The following is a 17,461-nucleotide window of genomic DNA, read 5'->3' on the forward strand; positions in this document are numbered from 1 at the left end:
GACGCTAGGAATTTTCGAGGCCGCTCCCGTCGGGGCGGCCTTTTTCATGTGTCGGGGGCGGTCTTGGCGCGCGCCTGCGCCAGCATCGCATCCAGATTGTCTGCGACGACCCGGGAAATCTGCGCAGCCTCCGCCGCGCCGATTTCAGACCAGCCCATCTTCCGGCGCACGACCTCCGCACCGAGCCGGAAATAAAGCACTTGGCCGATCATCGCGAAAACCCGCAGCGCGCTCTCCGGATCGTCCTCCGACGTTCCGCTCGCCCGGGCCCACAGCGCCAGAAGCCGCCCATGCACGATCGAAATCAGGCGGTCATAAAGAATATCGAGCGTCTCGCCGCCTTCGGTCACTTCGCGCATCACGAAGCCGATCATCGAGGCCGCATCCGGCTGCGTAAGGATGCGCGAGATCATCGCCTCCATCAGCGCCTTGAGCTCCGCCTCCGCCGCCTCGGGCGAGAGCGCCTCCGGGAGCCCAAGAGGCCGCATCACCTCTTCCATGCGCCGCACGAATTCCAACGCGCAGGCGCGGCGCAGCCCTTCCTTGCCTTGGAAATGGTAGGAAATCGCAGCGACATTCGCGCCCGCCGCCTCGGCCAGTTCCCGCGTCGAGGTGGCCGCGAACCCTTTCGTCCCGAACAGGCGCATCCCGGCTTCAATCAGGGCGCGCGCGGTGCGATCACGGGCAGGTGGCTGTGTCTGGGTCATCGGCGCATCACGTCTGGAGAGGAAATCTGCCGCCAACATGCGCGGCGCAGCGCGAAAAAAGCAAGCCGCACGGGCGACCCATGCGGCTTGGCTTTACGTGTCTCGTAGGAAGCTTTGGCCCGATCAGAACGGGAAGCTCACCCGGCGGGTCAGCATCAGCGAAACCGAGCTTTGCTCGCGCGAGCCTTGCTGCACGATCGGGCTGTCCGCCGCATCGCCCTGCAGGCGATCGTAGTTCAGCTTGCCCTCGACCGCCCAGTCATTGCCCAGCTGATAGGTCGCCGACAGTTCCAGACCGGTCGAGACGAGCCCGCCATCGGGCGAATAAGCCGCCAGACCGCTCGCCGTGGATTCCGACGGGCTGATGCCGAAATAGGTGCGGTTGTAGAGGCCCGAGCCATAGAAGACGCGCGGCCCGATGCTCAGCTTGAAATTGTCGGTCTTGATCGGTTTCCAGTCGGCGCCGATTTCGGCGACCACGGCGTTATGCCCGACCACGCCGTAGCGCATATCGGCAAAAGCACCCCATTGCGGCGCCTGGTAGCCAAGCCCGAGACCCAGTTCGAGCGACGTGGTGACGTCGTCGAGACCCGCGATCTCGGAATAGTCGCTGGAATTGCGCCCGCCGACGAGGCGGAAGGAGCCATGCACGTTCGGGCCGAGCTTTTCGTAATTCGGATCGTCCGAGCCGAACCGCATCCCCTGCAGCGTGAAGCTGTTGAGCTTCACCTTCGCGGTGGGGCTGGTGTCGTAATGATCCGCGCCGAAATAGGACGGGGCATAGCGTGCGCCCGCGCCGATGGTGAAGGTCACGCCACTTTCTGCCTGCGCGCTCGCGGCGGCGCAGACAGCAGCGACCGCGATTGCGGCGCTTGCGGAAAGTTGGCGGATGACTTTTGCCATGATGGCGCTCCCGAAAAAATGTACCGATTTGCGCAAACACTGCCAATTGACGGCGAAAAACGCAATCGGCTGGCGCAGATTGGTTCAGATTAGCGGCGCTTATACCACGGCTGGGCGATTTCCTCGATCCCTGTGGGCTGATCCTGCTCCACCTCACGCCAGACCGAGCCATCGACCGGCACCACCGTCGCATCGCGCCCTTGGGTGAAGCTCTGGTCGCGCACGATCATCCGATAGGCTGCGTTGAGCGCATCGGCGCGCTCCGGCGAGGGCAGGATCAGCGGGCCGATATCCTCGGCCAGAGCGGCCTCTTTCCCGGGCGGCAGCTTGCCCGCCTCCAGCCAAGCCTCGATGAGCTCGGCATTGGCGCGGAACTCGTCCCCCGCCCCGTTGGTGCGCAGGTAATGGGCGTAATCGCCGCTGCCATCGGCGCGGACCCGATCGGGCGTGCCCGCCAGCCCCTTCTGCGTCCAGTGATACCAGCCGCCGCGATAGGCGTCCTTGCCCAGCTTGCGCGCGAAGGCGAAGGTGGAATCGTCATTGACGCCCAGCGTGCCGTGGCAGCCGACGCAGAACACGGTCTCCTCGAAGCTCTGCGGGCGCAGATCGCCCGTCGCATCCTCGATGAAGCCCTGCAGCCGCCAGCCGAACGTGTTGGGCACGCCGGTCTCGGAACTGCCGAAGAACTGCTTGGTGCGATCGGGAAAGGCGCTGTCTTCTTTCAATTCGGCCAGCGCGGTCTCTTCCAGATCGGCATAGCTCTCCCAATCCGTCTTGACCATGTAGCGCAGCTCTTTCAGCCGCGCCGCCATTTCGATGCCCTCGGGTGTCGGGTCGATATAGCGCACCGAATGGACGAATTCCGTGCCCTTGGGATAGAGACCGGCGGCGAGCTCGGCGCCTTCGACACCCGCGCGCCCCGCCCAATGCATCGTGATCCCGTCGAGCGGCGCGAAGGCGAATTTCACCACCTCCGCCTGCCCCATCACCCCGTCGCGGTCCAGATCGACGCCCATCGCGGCCTCGTCGGTGGGCTCGATCGCGACATCCGCGCGGGTGATCAGCGCCTGCACGATCGCGAGGTTGGTCTTGTAGGTGGAAATGTCCTCGACCCCGTCGGCACTCTGACGAAACGCCTCGGGCAGTCGGATCATCACATCATCGGTCGAGCCATTCGTCGGCCAGAACGTGCCCGGCAGCGGCTGATAGGCGAAGGCGCGCCAGCCGGTCAGGCGACCATCGGGGGTGCGATCGAACCCCTCCTCGTCGAAGGCGAATTGCACGTCGGGGATGTAGCCGTCCCATTCGCCATTGCCGTTCACGTCCCAGGCCGCAGGCGGATCGGCGAGCCTCTTAGCCAAGGCGATCCTGCCCGCTGCATCGTGGTAATTGTCCTGCCGCACATAGGCGCGGATCTCGGCACTGTCGGTGGCGGCCACCTCGGCGCGGCGATCCACGAAGAGGTTGCGCCACGGGTTCTCGAGCGCCGGGCCCGGAAACGCATATTCGGTCTGCAGATCGGCATCGCGCACGTAATTGGGATGGCGCGGATAGGTGTGACAGGTCTGGCAGGGGTTATGCACCTCGCCCGCCGTGTCTTCCGTCTTGGTATAGCATTGCGGAGGAATATAGGCCGTCGGATTGTCCAGCACCGTGGTCTTCAGATCGACCGCCTCCGCCATCGTGGTCATGCTCAGCAGCGCCAAAATCGAAATCCGCAGCATCCGTCAGTCCTCAGTCTTGAAAGAAAAGGCGAGGCCCGGGTCTCCGCCGGGCCTCGCCAGAAATGTCTCGCGAGCGCCCCTTATTGGGTCTTCGCGGTGGCATCCATCTGCGGGAACGGACCGACGTAACCCACATAGGCACGCGCCTGCGCCGGGTCGGTCAGCTTGTCTTCGTCGCTCTCGCCATAGGGGTGCTGGATGACCGCCATCAGGTAGCCGTGGCCGTTGACGTTCGGGTACCAGTAGGTCGAGGTGGTTTCCGAACCGTAGGGCGTCGACACGATGCGGGTCAGCTCCTTGGTGTCGGTGTTCATCGCCCAGATCGCGTCGTTCTGGTGGCCCGAACCGGTGTCTTCACCGATGATCAGCGTGTTGTAGCCCGGGATGTAGGTGATGTTGTCCGGGTTCGCGATGCCATTGATATCGCAGCTGTTCAGCTCGGCCGTGTCGCCGCACATGTCATGGGCCGGATCGCAGCTTGCGTCCTGTGCTTTGACCTTGTGCTCTTCGGTGAGCGGCTTGCCCGAGATCAGACCCATCATCTTCGTCGCGGTGAACTTGTCGTCCAGCGAGAGCGAGTAGACCGTGCCGCACTTGTTCTTGGGCAGCTTGATCGCGTTCATCCCGCCCAGATCCTGCTTGGCACCGTCTTCCATGCCCTTCTCGACAGCCGACATCGACAGATACATCTGATGCTTGTCGGCATCGTAGGTGATGCCTTCCATCTTGCGGAACTCGGTCGTGGCGCCCTTCATCGAGGCGTAGCGACGGGTTTCCAGACGCGAGGCGATCGCATCCATGCCGTCCTTGACCTTCAGACACTCGGGATTGCCTTCGGCGTTCGAAGCCGAGAACCCGTCGGCGCAGGAACCGTCCTCGCCCATCTCGGCGGTCTCGAAGAGATCCGAGAACTGGGTGCCGGCTTCGATCGCCTTCTGGATCGTCGCATCGTCGGCATGGCCCAGATCGACCCATTCCAGATCGGCCGCGCCGCCATTTTCTGCCGAGGTCTGGTTCCACTTGGCCGCGTACAGCGTCCCGGCGCTCAGGTCGCCTGCGGTGTCGGCTTCAAAGCGGAACAGGCCCACATTGGTGCCGTCATCCGAGATATAGGCGGTTTTCTGGTCGGGCATGACATAGGCCAGCTCGACAGCCACGCGGCCCATCGCGAAATGCTTGTCAGCCTTGGCCGAGCCGTCTTCCGAGACGGTGATCTCGGTCGGGTAGCCATAGCGATAGGGCTTATACGCGTCGCGGAACTGCTCGAGGCTCATGCCCTCGGGGTTCACGCCCGCATAGCGCACCATCGGGAAGTCGTAATCGTCGATCTCGTCGAGCGAGGTCGCCGCTTCGATCGCGCGCGCATCGGCCGGGTATTCTTCCGAGCCCAGATGGGTCTCCCACGGCGTCACGGACCCCGCGCAGGGCACCCAGAGACCGTGATATTCGGAAAAGTCGATCGGCTTGGTGGAGACCAGCTTCAGGTTGCCGTCCGCATCCTGCGCGACTTCGCTGAGATACATCGCACCGGGGCGCGACTCGAAATGCGTCACCGAATAAAGCTTGTCGCCCTGACGGAGGAGCGAGGTGAAATCGGCGGAGTCCGAGATATGCTCGGAGCCGTCGGCCGACTTAACCGGGTTGCCGTCCTTGTCGGTCAGCAGGGCGAAGGTGTTGTCACCGATCTTGTCGCCCGAGCGCGCCATCACGTGATAGCCGATCTTGTAATCCTTGCCGTCGATGGTGACCGTGTCGGAGGCGATAGCCTGACGTTTGGCCGCGTCGTCCTTGGCGAAAGGAACGGGCGAGAAAGAGATGTCACCGGCATGCGCCGCAAGCGGCAGCACAGCGATAGCGGTGGCTTGGAGGAGGGTCGTACGAAGCGACATGGCTGATCCCTTGGCTAGTTGCGTTCACGACGCTCCTAACGGCGAAGTGATTCCCTTTTGTGACAATCTGGCGCTTTCGTGATCCTGGCCCCGACCACGGGCGGAGGGCGCGCGTGGCTCGGCCCGTACTGACCTGCGCCTTGGCCAAAAATAGACCCTATTCCAGCATGTTTTCGTGTTTCCGGCCCTGTCTGGCACAGGCACGGTTCGGCTCGCGCGACGCCAAGCGCCTGAGACGCAACAGCTTTCAGCAAAGCGCGGGCCCCGCGTTGCGATCACGCGGGGCTTGAGCAATGGTGAATGAAACGAGGAGTAGCGCGTGAGAGAAACGGCGAAATTCGCGGTCAGCCTGTTCGGGCGGCTGTTCCAATCGAATATCACCCTCGTGTCGGCGGGGGTCGCCTTCTATTCCATGCTCGCGATCTTCCCCGGCATCTCCGCGACCATCGCGCTCTGGAGCGCGTTTGCCGATCCGACCGTGATCCGCACCTATCTCAACGTGGCGGATGATTTCATCCCGCCCGAAGCCTATGCGCTGATCAACGACCAGATTCAGAACTGGCTGATCGGGCCGCGCGCGACAATCGGGCTCGGCGTGATGTTCTCTGCCGCCGTGACCCTGTTCTCGGCCCGCGCGGGTGTCGCGGCGTTGGTGCTCAGCCTCAACGTGATCCACGGCACCCGGCCCCGCGCGACGATCTGGAGCTTCATCATGGGCTACCTGATGACGATCGCGCTGGTCGGCGTGATGCTGGCCGCAATGGCGACGGTCGTCGTCGTCCCCGTCGCCATCAACTTCCTGCCCTTCCACGAATATTCCAAGATTCTGCTCTCGGGTCTGCCCTGGGCGGCGATGCTCTTGCTGATGCTGACCGCGCTCGGAATTCTCTATCGCTACGGGCCCAATACCGAGGGCAAGCGCGATCCGATCCTGACGCTCGGCGCGGTTCTGGCGACGGCGCTCTGGGGACTCAGCTCGATCGGGCTGACCTTCTACCTGTCGAATTTCGGCAATTACAACAAGATCTACGGCTCGATCGGGGCGGTGATCGCGCTTCTCGTCTGGCTCTATCTCAGCGCCTTTTCGGTGCTGATGGGGGCGGCGCTGAACGCCGAACTCGCCGCCTTCCGCAAGCGTCGCGCGCAAGAGAAACTCCGCGACGCGATCGAGGGCGACGACGAGGCTAAGGCCAAGGAAGCATCCTCGTCATAAGTTTCACTTATTTCCGGGCGCGGAAATGAAGTGAAACTTATGGATCAGTAGTTCTTCTCGAAATAGAGGCCGACCCCGCTCTTGCCGTCAGAGCCGACGGTGCCGCGCGCGGTGAGGCTCTTGGTCACATCCAGATTGAGGTTGATCTGCGAGGTGCCGTCGCCGCCCACCGTGACATCGGTATAGATATTGTCCGACAGGTATTTCCCGACCTTGAGCTGGGTGTTGCCCTGCGCATCGGTCGAGACGTCGAAATCATCCAGCCCGAAATTCTTCCGCAGCTTGCCGATGATCCCTTCGCCGCCCTTGCCCGCGAGCGTCGCGACTGCCGAGGCCAACTGCGCCGCCTGCAAGGGCGAGAGATTGTCGATGGACCGCCCGAAGATCAGCCGCGCCAGAACCTCGTCCTGCGGCAGGTCGGGCGAGGACGCGAACGTCACCAGCGGCGCATTCGCCTGCCCCTGAATGTTGATCGAGATCGTGTAATCTTCCTGCGTCGTCGTCGCGGTGAAGTCGATATAGGGTACCAGCGCGCCTTGCAGCGCGATCCGGCCCTGATCGAGCGTGAAGCGCTGGCCCAGAATGTCGAGCCGACCGCGCACAAGCGAGAACTGCCCGATCGGGATCACGTTCGCCGTGGTGCCGGTGATCCGCAGCGAACCGCCAAGCTCCGCATCCAGACCCCGGCCGCGCACGAAGATGCCGCGTTCGGAGGCGATGGTGACATCGAGCGGGAAGGACGGACCGGAGGCCTTCGCGCCACCGCTCGCATCGCTCTGGCCATTGTTCAGCAGGCTCGCACGCTTCAGCGTCTCGCGCACCGCACCGCTCTCGCCGACATGCTGGATCCCGTCGGGGACCGAAGCCCCGCCGCCGACGCCCGAGGAGGGCACCCGCAATTCGGTATCGCTCAGCGTGATGCGCCCGGCGATTTTCGCACCGCCGGTCAGCGGCCCGTCCATCGTGATCGTGCCCGAGGCGCGCGTGTCATACAGCTCGGGATCCTTCAGCCGCGCGCGGTCGAAACGGATCGTCAGATTGCCGTTATAGGGCGCGGAGAGGTTGATCGGGCCGTTGACGGTGATCTGCCCGCCCGTGCCCAGCCGCCCGGTCACGCCAAGCTGTGCACTGCCATTTGACAGCTGCACGCGCGTGTCGACGTTTTCCAGAACCATGCCGAGGTTGGGGGCGACAACCTTCGCACCATTCGACGTCACCGTGCCCGACAGCGCCGCCAGCCCCGGCTTGCCGTTCATCCGCAGATCGAAGCTAAGCGGGCCCTGGACCGAGCGCGGCTCGATGAAGCTGTTGGCGAGCGCGGTCTGCGCCTGCCCGGTGATCGAGAGATCGGCATCGGCGAAATTCGTCGCCATGCGGCCAGACACTTTCGCGTCCAAGCCGCCCGGTCCGGTGCCGGAGAGGTTCAGATTATACCCAGAGCCATCCTCGGTGACCGTGCCCGACACCGTCACCGGTCCCGGGAAGCCCGGCGCGAGCAGCGCGGCATTGGCGAGGCGCGCGTTCAGGTCGACCTTGCGCGAGGTCTCGCCCGCGGTCCCCTTGGCGGAGACGTCGAGCTGCGGGTTCTTCAGGTCGAGGTTCTGCACTTCGACCGCGCCGTTCGCATATTTGGCCTGCAGCGAGAGGTTCGTCGTGCCCGCCAGCAACTTGTCCGCCTCGGGCTGACCGATTGCGAGGGATTTGCCGGTGCCGTCGAGCGTCAGCCCATAGGTCGCGCCATCCATCGTCGCCGTCGCATCGGCCACAAGCGTGCCGCCATATTTTGCGCCCAGAACCGACAGGTCCTTGGTGTCGAGATGCGCGGTCACCTTGCCCTTGTCGCCGTCGAGATTGCCCTGCGCCTGCAGCTCGCCTGCCGCGGTTTTCACATCGAGCGAGTCGAGCGTCATGCTGGCATCGCTGCGCGAGCCCGAGACCGAAATCTCCGACCGTCCGGCCAACGCGCGGTCCACCTCGGGGATACCGATCGCGAGGGAATTGCCGGTGCCTTTGAGCGTCACGCCATAGGTGCCGCCATTCAGCGTCACAGTCGCATCGGCGGCCAACTTGCCGCCATATTGATCGCCCAGCAGCGACAGGTCATTGGTGTCGAGCGTGGCGGTCAGTTTACCGTTCTCGCTCGCCAGATCGCCCTGCGCCTGAAGCGTGCCGGCGCTTGTCTGCACGTTAAGCGAATCCAGTGTCAGCCCGGTCTCGTCCCGCTTGGCCGAGATCGCGATTTCCGACCGGCCCGCCAAGGCGCGATCCGCCTGCGGCTGGTCGATCGAGATGTCCTGACCGACGAGGTTGAGATTGGCGTCGAAGGCACCGCTGAGAACGGTGTATTTCCCCACGACCGTCATCCGCGCCGCGCCGCCGAGATCACGCCCCGCCAGACCCGACAGCATCGAGAGGTTCGAATGGTCGATCTGCGCCGCGCCCTCGATGGTGACGCCCTCGCTGATATTGTCGATCGTGAGGTTTGAATTCAGGCTGTAGCCGGCGCCCTTCAGCGCCAGTTGCGACAGGCGCAGCGGCTTGTCCTGCTGCCACGAGAACACGGTGCGCAGGGTGACGGCGCTGCCCGCGGCGGCGCTCAGCTTCGGATCGGACAGCTCCAGCCCGTTGATGCCCAAGAGCACCGTGCCACCCGCAGAGGGCGGCGAAGCCTGCCGGATGCGGCCCGAACCCGAGAGGTTCGCGGTCAGCATCTTGGTGCCATCCTCGCGGCGCAGCTGGTTCAGACGGCCCGTCAGCTTCCAGCCATCGCCTTCGGCCTTGTCATAAGAGAGATCGAGCGTGCCCGATTGCACATAGGTTTTCGGCCCCGAGATCGGCAGCAGCACCTCTTGGCCATCGCCGAGGCCGAGCTTGGCGGTGAGGTCGAATTTCACCGGCATGTTGTTGGCGCCGGTCTGCGCCGAGCCGTTCAGCTGCAGCGCGCGCGATTTCAGATCGAGCGTATTGAGCGTCGTCTGCCCCGAGGCCGTGCGCGTGCCATCCGCGACCAGCGCGACCTCGTTGCCGAAGAATTCGTGGTAGTCAGGCGGCAGGAGCGGACGGATATCGCCGCCCAGCGCGACGGAGAAGGTCGTGACCTTGTCGCTGCCTTCGGGTGCGCCCTCGGGCAGTTTGCTACCCACCGAGACCTGCCCCGCCAGACGCTGCTGACCTTCGGTGCTCAGCACGATATCGGCGGTGAAATCGTCGAGCGGGCCCTTGCCCGAAACGGCGAGCGTCATCGCCGGATTTCCGGGCAGGCCGATCTTCTGGACGATGATCCCGTTCTTGCCCTCGTCCACCAGCAGGTCGAGGCCCAGTTCGCGCGTGGCGTTTTCGTAGGATGCGGTGAGGGAGAACTGGCCCTTCTTGTTGTCGATCCGGGCGATGTCGAGCTTGGCATTGCCCTCGCCGCCAGCGAGCGACATCGAGCCAGAGACTTTGACTGTCGCCTCTTGCCCGAGGATCGGCTGGCCGAGGATCACCTTCTGCGCGTCGATCTTGCCGATCTGCACTGAGACGGGCAGGTCGGGAAGCTGGAACGGCTTGGCCTCGGGGCTGGGGGCGGTCGAGCTGCTCTCGGAGGTCGGCAGGCGCGGCAGGTCGATCTCGGCCGCGGAGAGCTCGTCGATCTCGATCTTGCCGGTTAGCAGCGCCGTGCGGTTCCACTGGAGCGCGCCGTCCTTGATCGTGATCCACGCGCCGTCCTTGTCGGAGATCGTGAGCTGATCGAAGGTCGCCCGCGAACTGAGCGCGCCCGAGAACCCGTCGAGCCGCACGGTACGCCCGGCGCCCGAGAGGTTATCCTCGATCAACCCGGTCAGATAGGAGCGGTCGCGCTGCGTCTGTTCGTCGGTCGCGGCCCCTGCCCCGTCCGCGGTCTGCGGCGCGCTGTCCTGCGCGGTGGCGACCAGCGGCGTGAGGCAGAAGGCGAGAAGGATAGCGAAACGTTTCATCAGAAGGCCTGCCCGATACCGATATAGAGTTGCGCCCCCGATCCGGTGCCGCCCGAGACCGGGAAGCCGACGTCGAGGCGGATCGGGCCGATGCCCGTCTTGTAGCGCAGGCCGAGACCCGCGCCTGCCTGCGAGCCCGAGTCGCCGCCGCCCGCGATATAGCCGTAATCGTAGAAGGCGACCGCGCCGATCTTGTCGGTGATGCCGATGCGCGCTTCGCCCTGGAAGCCCACGAATTCGGTGCCGCCGGTTTTCAGCGTGCCGCCGTCGAGCACTTCGACGCCAAGCGACTGATAGGGCTGGCCGCGCACGGTGCCGCCGCCGCCCGAATAGAACAGATAGTCGCGCGGGGTTTCTTCGAGATCGGAGCCATAGACCCCGCCAAGCTGCATGCGGCCCGCGAGCACGAAGCGATCGTTCTGCCCGAAGCCCCGATAGGCGCGCAGATCGCCCGTGACCTGCGCCCCGGTGCCGGTATCGCCGCCGATCCCCACGAAGGGCGTCACGCCTGCCTGAATGAAATAGCCCTTGGTCGGGTCGAGCTTGTTGTCGCGATCGTCCCAGGTGAGTTTCGTCGGCAGATAGACCTGCCGGAAATAGGTTTGCCCCGAGTCGTCGGTCACCTTGGACCAGCCGTAATTGATCGAGACGTCGCCGGTCAGCTTGTCATTGAAAATCCGCGTCAGACCGAAGCCGATATCGAAAGCGTTCTCGGTGTAATCCTCTTCGTTCTTCTGGCTGATCTCGGTGGTGATGTAGGCGCTGGTTTCCGGGTTGAAGGTCGCCGGGCGGTCGATCCGCGCGCCGATCGAGTAATCCGTGCCGCCCGTCGCGCCGCCGATGCCGGAGATGCCCGCATCCACGCGGAAGCGTTCGCCGCCGCCGAAGAGGTTGCGGTGCAGCCAGTAGCCGCTGAGGCCGAGCCCGTCGCTGGTGCTGAGTTCCGCGCCGAGGCCGATCTTGCGTTTCTTCTGCTCGACCACGGCGAGGTTCACATCGAGGCTGTCATCGGGGTTGAGCGTCTTCGCCTCGGTGATCGCGACCGAAGAGAAAATCCCGGTGCGCTGCAGTCGCGACTGAACCTGATCGAGTTTCTTCGGATCATAGACCTCGCCGGTGGGAAAACCCGCGATCTCGCGCAGGCGTTTCGTGCGCAGGCGCTTGTTGCCGGAGGTCTCGAGCCGCCCGAAGGTCACCAGCGGCCCCGGTGCCAGACGCACGTCGGAGGCCAGCTGATTGGCGCGGTGATCCGCGACGATGTTCTGATAGGAGACTTCCGCCTTGGCATGGCCCGCATCGCGCCAGCCGGTCGTCGCCGCGCTCGCCGCATCGACGATCACGCCCGATTTCGCGACCGCACCGACCTTGTAGCCCTCGGGCAGATTGGTTTTCGGCGCGACCGGCGCGATATCGGCACGCGAGAAGGTAAATTCCGGGCCCGGCGTCACGGTCACGGTGACGTTGTTCACCGTGGAAGGCGCATCGAGCGGCGGGATCGTGGCGGCCTCGCGCCCGTCGAGCTTGATCGACACGACGCCGGAATACCGCCCCTCGGCGAATAGCGCCGAGACGATGCGGTTATAGTCGGCGCGCGCCTCGGAGAGCACGTCCTGCGCGTCCTTGCTGTCGTCTTCTGCAGATTGCACCAGAAGCGATGCGCCCTTGATCGCGTTGCGCAAATCGTCTGACGCGCCGGGAGTATTAAACTTTAACGAATATGCGAGTGCCGGGGTCGCGAGGATCGCAAGCGCCGCCACGCTCAAATGAAAAACTCGGATGGTCTTCGGTCCCATTACTCATGCCCCCGCCCAATCGAGAGCAGAGTTACAGGTAAGCGATGCGAAAGCTAGGGCAAGCGCGGAATTCCGCGTAGCAATTTAAGGCAATCGGCAGAAATCCCCGCCGCTCAGCAGATCAGGGCGGGCAGGATGCGGGAGATATGCTCCTGCATGTAAAACCGCAGCCAGCGCGAGAACCGATCGGGATAGCGCCGCACCTCGGCACCGAGGTCGTAAAGACCGATCCAGCGGGTCTCCGAGACCAACTCGGGATCGGGATTCACGGTGAGGCCGCGCTGCGCATAGGCGATGTAGATGTCGGTTACTTCATGCTCGATCAGCCCGTCGCCGATATCCATCCGGTATTCGATGCGGTCGGCATGGGCGGGATAGAGCCCCTCGATGCCCAGCTCCTCACGCAGCCGCCGCAGCGCGCAGGTCTCGGGGCGCTCCCCCCAATCGGGGTGGCTACAGCAGGTATTCGACCAGAGACCGGGAGATTGCAGGCAGTTTTCCGAGCGCTTCTGCAAAAGGAGCTTTTCGCCATCCATGACGAAAATGGAAACCGCCCGGTGGCGGATCCCTTCGCGATGCGCATCCATCACATCGACAGGGGCGAGCGTGCCCTCGATCCATGCCTGTATCTGGCCCATGATACCTCTTCTGAATCCGGTGATCCTGCCCGGGTCGCGGACGGGATCACCGTTACAAAATGGGTCCGTGACAGGCCAGAGTCACGGTGTCAGCTTGTCCCTGAGGCACGATGCCGCGCCTCAGGCCAGCTTGACGAATCAGACCGTCGTGGGCGTCTCGGACTGCTGACGGCGCGCCAGTTCGTTGCGATACAGCGCGACGAAATCGACGATCTCGAGGTTGAAGGGCGGGAAGCCACCGTCGCGGGTCACATCCGAAACGATGCGGCGCACGAAGGGGAACAGCTGGCGCGGGCATTCGATCAGCAGGAACGGATGCAGCTGATCTTCCGGCACGCCTTCGACGTGGAAGATGCCGCCGTAATCGAGCTCGAGCAGATAAAGCGTCGCGCCATCCGACTTGTTGTTCGCGGTGATCTTGAACTTGGTGATCACCTCGTACTGGTGCTCGGCGTTGCGCTTCTTGGCATCGAGCGAAACCTGGACCTGCATCTCGGGCTGGATGTCGCTGGTCTGCACACCTTTCGTGGCGACATTGTTCTCGAAGGACATGTCGCGCGTGAATTGCGCGAGGATGTTCATACGCAGCCCTTGTTGCTCTTGCTGCGGATCCGCGGCGCCGTTGGTCTCGCCATTTGCTTCGTCAGTCATCGACCTCTCCCAAAATTATTTGTGCGAGGTTTAGCACCGGCAGAAAGAAGCCTCAATTCTCAATGACGCGTCCAGCCGGACGGCCCGTCGGAGGGCTTGCCGTTGGGATCGTCGCGATGGGTCATCTCCTCGACCTCTTCGGCATCGAGGATCTCCGGATCGCGCGGACGGTTCGGAGGTTCGCGGCGCGGATCGTATTGGGTCGTCGTCCGGTATGCGCCGCCCATCTCGAATCGCTGCACCTTCACCCGGCTCGCCGCGGCTTTCATCACCCAGTCGCGAATCCCGGGGATCAGCAGCAGGATCCCGACCGTGTCGGTAAAGAAGCCCGGAGTCAGCAGCAGCACCCCGGCCACGAGGATCATCGCGCCATGCGCCAGCGGCCGCGACGGGTCGCTCAATTCATTGAGAGAGCTGCGCAGATCGTTGAGCGCCCGCGCCCCTTCCCGACGTACCAGCGACGTGCCGACGATCGCGGTCAGCAACACGATCCCCAGCGTCGGCCACAGGCCGATGAGCCCGCCCACTTGAATGAACAGACCGATCTCGATCAGCGGCACGGCCAGAAAGGCCAGAAAGATCCACATGGCATCCTCTTTTATCGCGTCTCCGGGCAAGCTGCGCCGGTGGACTTGAACTAGTTGACGCCTTACATAAGTAGCCATTGACCTAGAAACAAACATGAAGCCAAACACAGGGGTCTCGATGTCCGGTGCCGTCATTCAGCTTATCGTCCTCGCGGCGATTGCGATCTTCCTGATTTTCAAGCTGAAAAGCGTGCTCGGGACCCGTGAGGGCTATGAAAAGCCGATCGCGCCCGAAACGCCGGACGCCCCGGCGCCGAAGCGCGATTTCGACGTGATCGAAGGCGGTCCCGATCACGATATCATCGACAATGTGCCCGAAGGCTCGACCGCCGCCGTCGCGCTGGCCGCGATGAAACGGGTCGAGCCGAGCTTCTCGGTGTCGGAATTCCTGCAAGGCGCGCGCGGCGCTTACGAGATGATCCTGATGGCTTTCGAGACCGGCGATCTGGAAAAGGTCCGCCCCTTCCTGTCGGCTGAGGTCTACGAGGCCTTCGAGGGCGCCGTGGAAGCGCGCAAGGAGAAGGGCCTCGACGTTCAGGCGGAATTCCTCGGCCTGCGCGAACTGGTGCTGAGCAATGCCGATTTCGACCACTCCACGAAAGAGGCCGAAGTGACCGTGCGCTTCGGGGCCGAGATCATCTCGGTTGCGCGCGATGCCGCCGGAGAGGTGGTCGAGGGCGACCCCAAATCGCCGCGCAAGCAGCGTGACATCTGGACTTTCGCCCGCACGATGGGTGCGAATGACCCGAACTGGCAGCTCGTCGCCACGGGCGGCTGAAGCCGGTGGCGCTGTCCTTCGCCAATATTCCCGGATGGAGCCGGGACGATCACGCCGCCGCTTGGGCGGCGTTTTGCGTTACGGCCGATCTCTATGGGATGGACACCGCCGGGCTGGGCGATGCCAAAGCTGCCTTCGAGACCTATTTCGCCCCTTATGAAATCGCCCCCGAGGGGGCCGCGCATTTCACCGGATATTACGAACCCGAACTGCCCGGCGCGCGGGAGAAATCCGACCGCTTCGCCTGGCCGCTTTATGCGAAACCGGGTGAAATAGGGTCTAATTCGCCGTGGTATACCCGCGCCGAGATCGCGGCGGGCGATCTGCTGGCAGGGCATGAACTGGTTTGGCTGGAGAGCCCGATCGAAGCCTATCTCGCGCAGGTGCAAGGCTCGCTACGGGTGCGGCTTGAGGACGGCGGCAGCCTGCGACTGGGTTTCGACGGCAAGAACGGGCATCCCTATCGCTCCATCGGTAAGGAACTGATCGCGCGCGGCGCAGCCCCGGCCGAGGAGATGACGCCCGAGTTCATCCGACGCTGGGCCGCCGAGAACCCCGATCAGCTGCAAGGGTTGCTCGATCACAACCCCTCTTTCGTGTTCTTCCGGGTGCTGGATATCCCCAGAGACACCGGCCCCCTGGGCGCGATGGGGCGTCCGGTGAGCGCAGGACGCAGCCTCGCCGTGGACCCCGAGGTCGTGCCGCTGGGCAGCCCGGTCTGGATCGACTGTCCGGGCTTCGGGCAGCGGTTGATGGTGGCGCAGGACGTTGGCTCTGCGATCAAGGGCGCAGGGCGCGGCGATATTTTCATTGGCACCGGTGACGAGGCCGGGCGCATCGCGGGCGCGATCAACGCCAAGGGCCGGATGATCGGCTTGCGGAGGCGCGCATGAGCCGCAAACGCAAACTCAGCCCCGAGGAACGCGCGCTGTGGGATCGCGTGGCGTCGACCACGGAGAATTACCGCCCGAAAAAGGCCGATCCCGCCGAATTAGAGTCTTTTCTGGCACCCAAACCGAAGCCGAAACCGAAAGCCGAAGGGCTGCGCAGTTTCGAGATGGGTCAGCACGCCAAGCCCTCGCCCAGCCGTCACAATCTTGCCCCGGAGCCGGGCGAGCATCTCGCGCGACAGCCCGTCACGATGGACCGCAAGGCGCATAAGGCGTTGACGCGCGGCAAGCTGAAGCCCGAAGGGGTGCTCGATCTGCACGGTCTGACGCTCGCCGAGGCGCATCCCGAACTGATCCGCTTCATCCTGAATTCGCAAAGCCACGGCAAACGGCTTGTGCTTGTGATCACAGGCAAGGGCAAGCGCGGCGACGATGACGGCCCGATCCCGCGCCGCGTCGGCGTGCTGCGCCATCAGGTGCCGCAATGGCTGCGGATGATGCCGCTCGCGCCCGCAGTCATGCAGATCAACGAGGCGCATCTGAAACATGGCGGCGCGGGCGCCTATTACGTCTATCTGCGCCGAATCCGCTAACCGCCCGAGATCGGCGCGAGGATGATCTGCGTCGTATTCTCGACCGTCAGCACCACAGCATCGCCCAGTCCCGTGCGCCCGAACTGCTCGACTTCGAGCACCTCGGCCACTTTCTGCGCGCTATCGAGAAGCCGGATCAGCGCTGGCGACGTGACGACGTTGAAATGCCCGTCGCCGGTGTTGAAGGCCGAAACATTGATCAGCGTCACCTTGTAATGCGCGATACTTGAGACGTTTTCCAGATTGCCCAGCCGGTCGCGCTTGCCCGACAGCCGCGCCGAGAGTTGCAGCGCGCGATCCTTTGCGGAGGTGAAGATCACGAAGGGCTGCGGCAACGCACCGATCGCGTCGGCCTGTGTCTTGAACACGTCCACCGCGATGTCGGGCGAGATCAGGACCACCCCGGAAATCGTCGAAAATCGACCCTGTTTCCGCGTAATCGCCTCCTGACGTAGCACCTCCATCACCAGTTCCGCGCCCAGCGAATGCCCCACGATCAGGATGCGTTTCGCCCCGGCCGCGTTTAGATCGTCGATCAATTTCTCTAGCCCGTCGCGCGCGAACAGCACCGAGTCCCGGTCATAGGCATAGCCCAGCACATTCGCCCGCGACGGCCAGGAATAATGCACCAGCACGCCGGGCAGATCGAAATCCGCGCCCATCTGCGCCATCCGGTACAGCCCTTCGGCGAAGGAGTTGTTGAAACCATGCACGAACAGCACCGCCTGCCCGTCATGTTTGCGCAGCGCCGCGCGCAGCTCCGACTGGAACGCGGGGCGCTTCATGTCGATCTCGGATTGCGAGACGAGGAACTGCTTGTCCGGGTCGACCGGCGAGGTGTCGGTCATCGGATAGGCGATCTCGGCCACCTCGCGGTCCGGCGGCGTGGCGACATCGAAGCGCGCGAGCCGCAGCTGCTGACTGCGCGCGGAGCCGAAGGGTTGCCCGGTCTGCGGATCGGGCGCCCGGGTCGAGCCCACGAAAATCGAGCGCGCATCGGCGACCGAGTGATCGAGATAGGCAAGCCGCCCACGCGGTGCGCAGGCGGCCAAGCTCAGCATCAAGATTACGATCAGAAACCGCACCATCGCCCGTGCCTTGCATCCCTCCCGCAGGAGGATACCAGAGCGCGCGCGAGG

At 64.0% G+C, this 17,461-nt stretch carries 14 protein-coding genes; 4 read left to right on the forward strand and 10 right to left on the reverse strand.

Features of this window, described 5'->3' with window-relative positions; translation table 11 throughout:
• Window positions 1-44 precede the first annotated feature (44 nt).
• The 4 genes from ACZ7GB_RS09925 to ACZ7GB_RS09940 all read right to left on the reverse strand — a co-directional run bounded on the left by ACZ7GB_RS09925 (window position 45) and on the right by ACZ7GB_RS09940 (window position 5,223).
• Window positions 45-707: a CerR family C-terminal domain-containing protein gene (locus tag ACZ7GB_RS09925; RefSeq protein WP_472158515.1), complete on the reverse strand. Its 663-nt coding sequence runs from the start codon at window positions 705-707 to the stop codon at window positions 45-47.
• 123 nt (window positions 708-830) lie between these two features.
• A complete protein-coding gene (locus ACZ7GB_RS09930) occupies window positions 831-1,610 on the reverse strand; it encodes a MipA/OmpV family protein (protein WP_472158516.1) in 780 nt (259 codons plus the stop codon).
• A gap of 89 nt (window positions 1,611-1,699) precedes the next feature.
• Complete coding sequence (locus tag ACZ7GB_RS09935; protein WP_472158517.1) at window positions 1,700-3,334, reverse strand: hypothetical protein; 1,635 nt, start codon at window positions 3,332-3,334, stop codon at window positions 1,700-1,702.
• Between the two features lie 80 nt (window positions 3,335-3,414).
• Window positions 3,415-5,223 (reverse strand): PhoX family protein, encoded by a 1,809-nt coding sequence (locus ACZ7GB_RS09940; RefSeq protein WP_472158519.1) that lies wholly within the window; start codon window positions 5,221-5,223, stop codon window positions 3,415-3,417.
• A gap of 319 nt (window positions 5,224-5,542) precedes the next feature.
• Here ACZ7GB_RS09940 and ACZ7GB_RS09945 point away from each other — a divergent pair, with 319 nt between their 5' ends.
• A complete protein-coding gene (locus ACZ7GB_RS09945) occupies window positions 5,543-6,436 on the forward strand; it encodes a YihY/virulence factor BrkB family protein (RefSeq protein WP_078570556.1) in 894 nt (297 codons plus the stop codon).
• A 44-nt stretch (window positions 6,437-6,480) separates the two neighbouring features.
• Here ACZ7GB_RS09945 and ACZ7GB_RS09950 read toward each other — a convergent pair whose 3' ends face one another.
• The 5 genes from ACZ7GB_RS09950 to ACZ7GB_RS09970 form a co-directional block, all read right to left on the reverse strand.
• Entirely contained in the window at window positions 6,481-10,392 is a 3,912-nt protein-coding gene (locus ACZ7GB_RS09950; RefSeq protein ID WP_472158521.1) for a translocation/assembly module TamB domain-containing protein, read from the reverse strand.
• Window positions 10,392-12,071, reverse strand: a complete 1,680-nt coding sequence (locus ACZ7GB_RS09955) for an autotransporter assembly complex protein TamA (protein ID WP_472158522.1) — start codon at window positions 12,069-12,071, stop codon at window positions 10,392-10,394. Before ACZ7GB_RS09955 ends, ACZ7GB_RS09950 begins: the two co-directional genes overlap by 1 nt.
• Window positions 12,072-12,298: 227 nt before the next feature.
• Complete coding sequence (locus ACZ7GB_RS09960) at window positions 12,299-12,826, reverse strand: isopentenyl-diphosphate Delta-isomerase (protein ID WP_472158824.1); 528 nt, start codon at window positions 12,824-12,826, stop codon at window positions 12,299-12,301.
• Window positions 12,827-12,961: 135 nt separating this feature from the next.
• Window positions 12,962-13,474, reverse strand: a complete 513-nt coding sequence (gene secB, locus ACZ7GB_RS09965; RefSeq protein WP_472158524.1) for a protein-export chaperone SecB — start codon at window positions 13,472-13,474, stop codon at window positions 12,962-12,964.
• A 59-nt stretch (window positions 13,475-13,533) separates the two neighbouring features.
• Complete coding sequence (locus tag ACZ7GB_RS09970; RefSeq protein ID WP_078605819.1) at window positions 13,534-14,061, reverse strand: FxsA family protein; 528 nt, start codon at window positions 14,059-14,061, stop codon at window positions 13,534-13,536.
• Between the two features lie 118 nt (window positions 14,062-14,179).
• Here ACZ7GB_RS09970 and ACZ7GB_RS09975 point away from each other — a divergent pair, with 118 nt between their 5' ends.
• From ACZ7GB_RS09975 to ACZ7GB_RS09985, 3 genes are read left to right on the forward strand one after another with little or no spacing between them, the layout of a single operon-like run.
• Entirely contained in the window at window positions 14,180-14,839 is a 660-nt protein-coding gene (locus tag ACZ7GB_RS09975; RefSeq protein WP_083079527.1) for a Tim44/TimA family putative adaptor protein, read from the forward strand.
• A 5-nt stretch (window positions 14,840-14,844) separates the two neighbouring features.
• Complete coding sequence (gene mltA / locus ACZ7GB_RS09980; protein WP_472158526.1) at window positions 14,845-15,732, forward strand: murein transglycosylase A; 888 nt, start codon at window positions 14,845-14,847, stop codon at window positions 15,730-15,732.
• On the forward strand, window positions 15,729-16,322 hold the full coding sequence (locus ACZ7GB_RS09985) for a Smr/MutS family protein (protein WP_472158527.1): 594 nt from the start codon (window positions 15,729-15,731) through the stop codon (window positions 16,320-16,322). Before mltA ends, ACZ7GB_RS09985 begins: the two co-directional genes overlap by 4 nt.
• Here ACZ7GB_RS09985 and ACZ7GB_RS09990 read toward each other — a convergent pair.
• A complete protein-coding gene (locus ACZ7GB_RS09990; RefSeq protein WP_472158529.1) occupies window positions 16,319-17,410 on the reverse strand; it encodes an alpha/beta hydrolase in 1,092 nt (363 codons plus the stop codon). The genes ACZ7GB_RS09985 and ACZ7GB_RS09990 overlap by 4 nt on opposite strands.
• Window positions 17,411-17,461: the final 51 nt, after the last annotated feature.

Source organism: Thioclava sp. PTB-PU3-1, assembly GCF_055666785.1.

Excerpts from the sequence above, each read along its gene's own strand:
- ACZ7GB_RS09935 (WP_472158517.1), bottom strand. The coding sequence starts at position 3,334 with ATGCTGCGGATTTCGATTTTGGCGCTGCTGAGCATGACCACGATGGCG.
- secB (WP_472158524.1), bottom strand. The coding sequence starts at position 13,474 with ATGACTGACGAAGCAAATGGCGAGACCAACGGCGCCGCGGATCCGCAG.
- ACZ7GB_RS09975 (WP_083079527.1), top strand. The coding sequence starts at position 14,180 with ATGTCCGGTGCCGTCATTCAGCTTATCGTCCTCGCGGCGATTGCGATC.
- ACZ7GB_RS09940 (WP_472158519.1), bottom strand. The coding sequence starts at position 5,223 with ATGTCGCTTCGTACGACCCTCCTCCAAGCCACCGCTATCGCTGTGCTG.
- ACZ7GB_RS09970 (WP_078605819.1), bottom strand. The coding sequence starts at position 14,061 with ATGTGGATCTTTCTGGCCTTTCTGGCCGTGCCGCTGATCGAGATCGGT.
- ACZ7GB_RS09930 (WP_472158516.1), bottom strand. The coding sequence starts at position 1,610 with ATGGCAAAAGTCATCCGCCAACTTTCCGCAAGCGCCGCAATCGCGGTC.
- ACZ7GB_RS09985 (WP_472158527.1), top strand. The coding sequence starts at position 15,729 with ATGAGCCGCAAACGCAAACTCAGCCCCGAGGAACGCGCGCTGTGGGAT.
- ACZ7GB_RS09925 (WP_472158515.1), bottom strand. The coding sequence starts at position 707 with ATGACCCAGACACAGCCACCTGCCCGTGATCGCACCGCGCGCGCCCTG.
- ACZ7GB_RS09950 (WP_472158521.1), bottom strand. The coding sequence starts at position 10,392 with ATGAAACGTTTCGCTATCCTTCTCGCCTTCTGCCTCACGCCGCTGGTC.
- ACZ7GB_RS09990 (WP_472158529.1), bottom strand. The coding sequence starts at position 17,410 with ATGGTGCGGTTTCTGATCGTAATCTTGATGCTGAGCTTGGCCGCCTGC.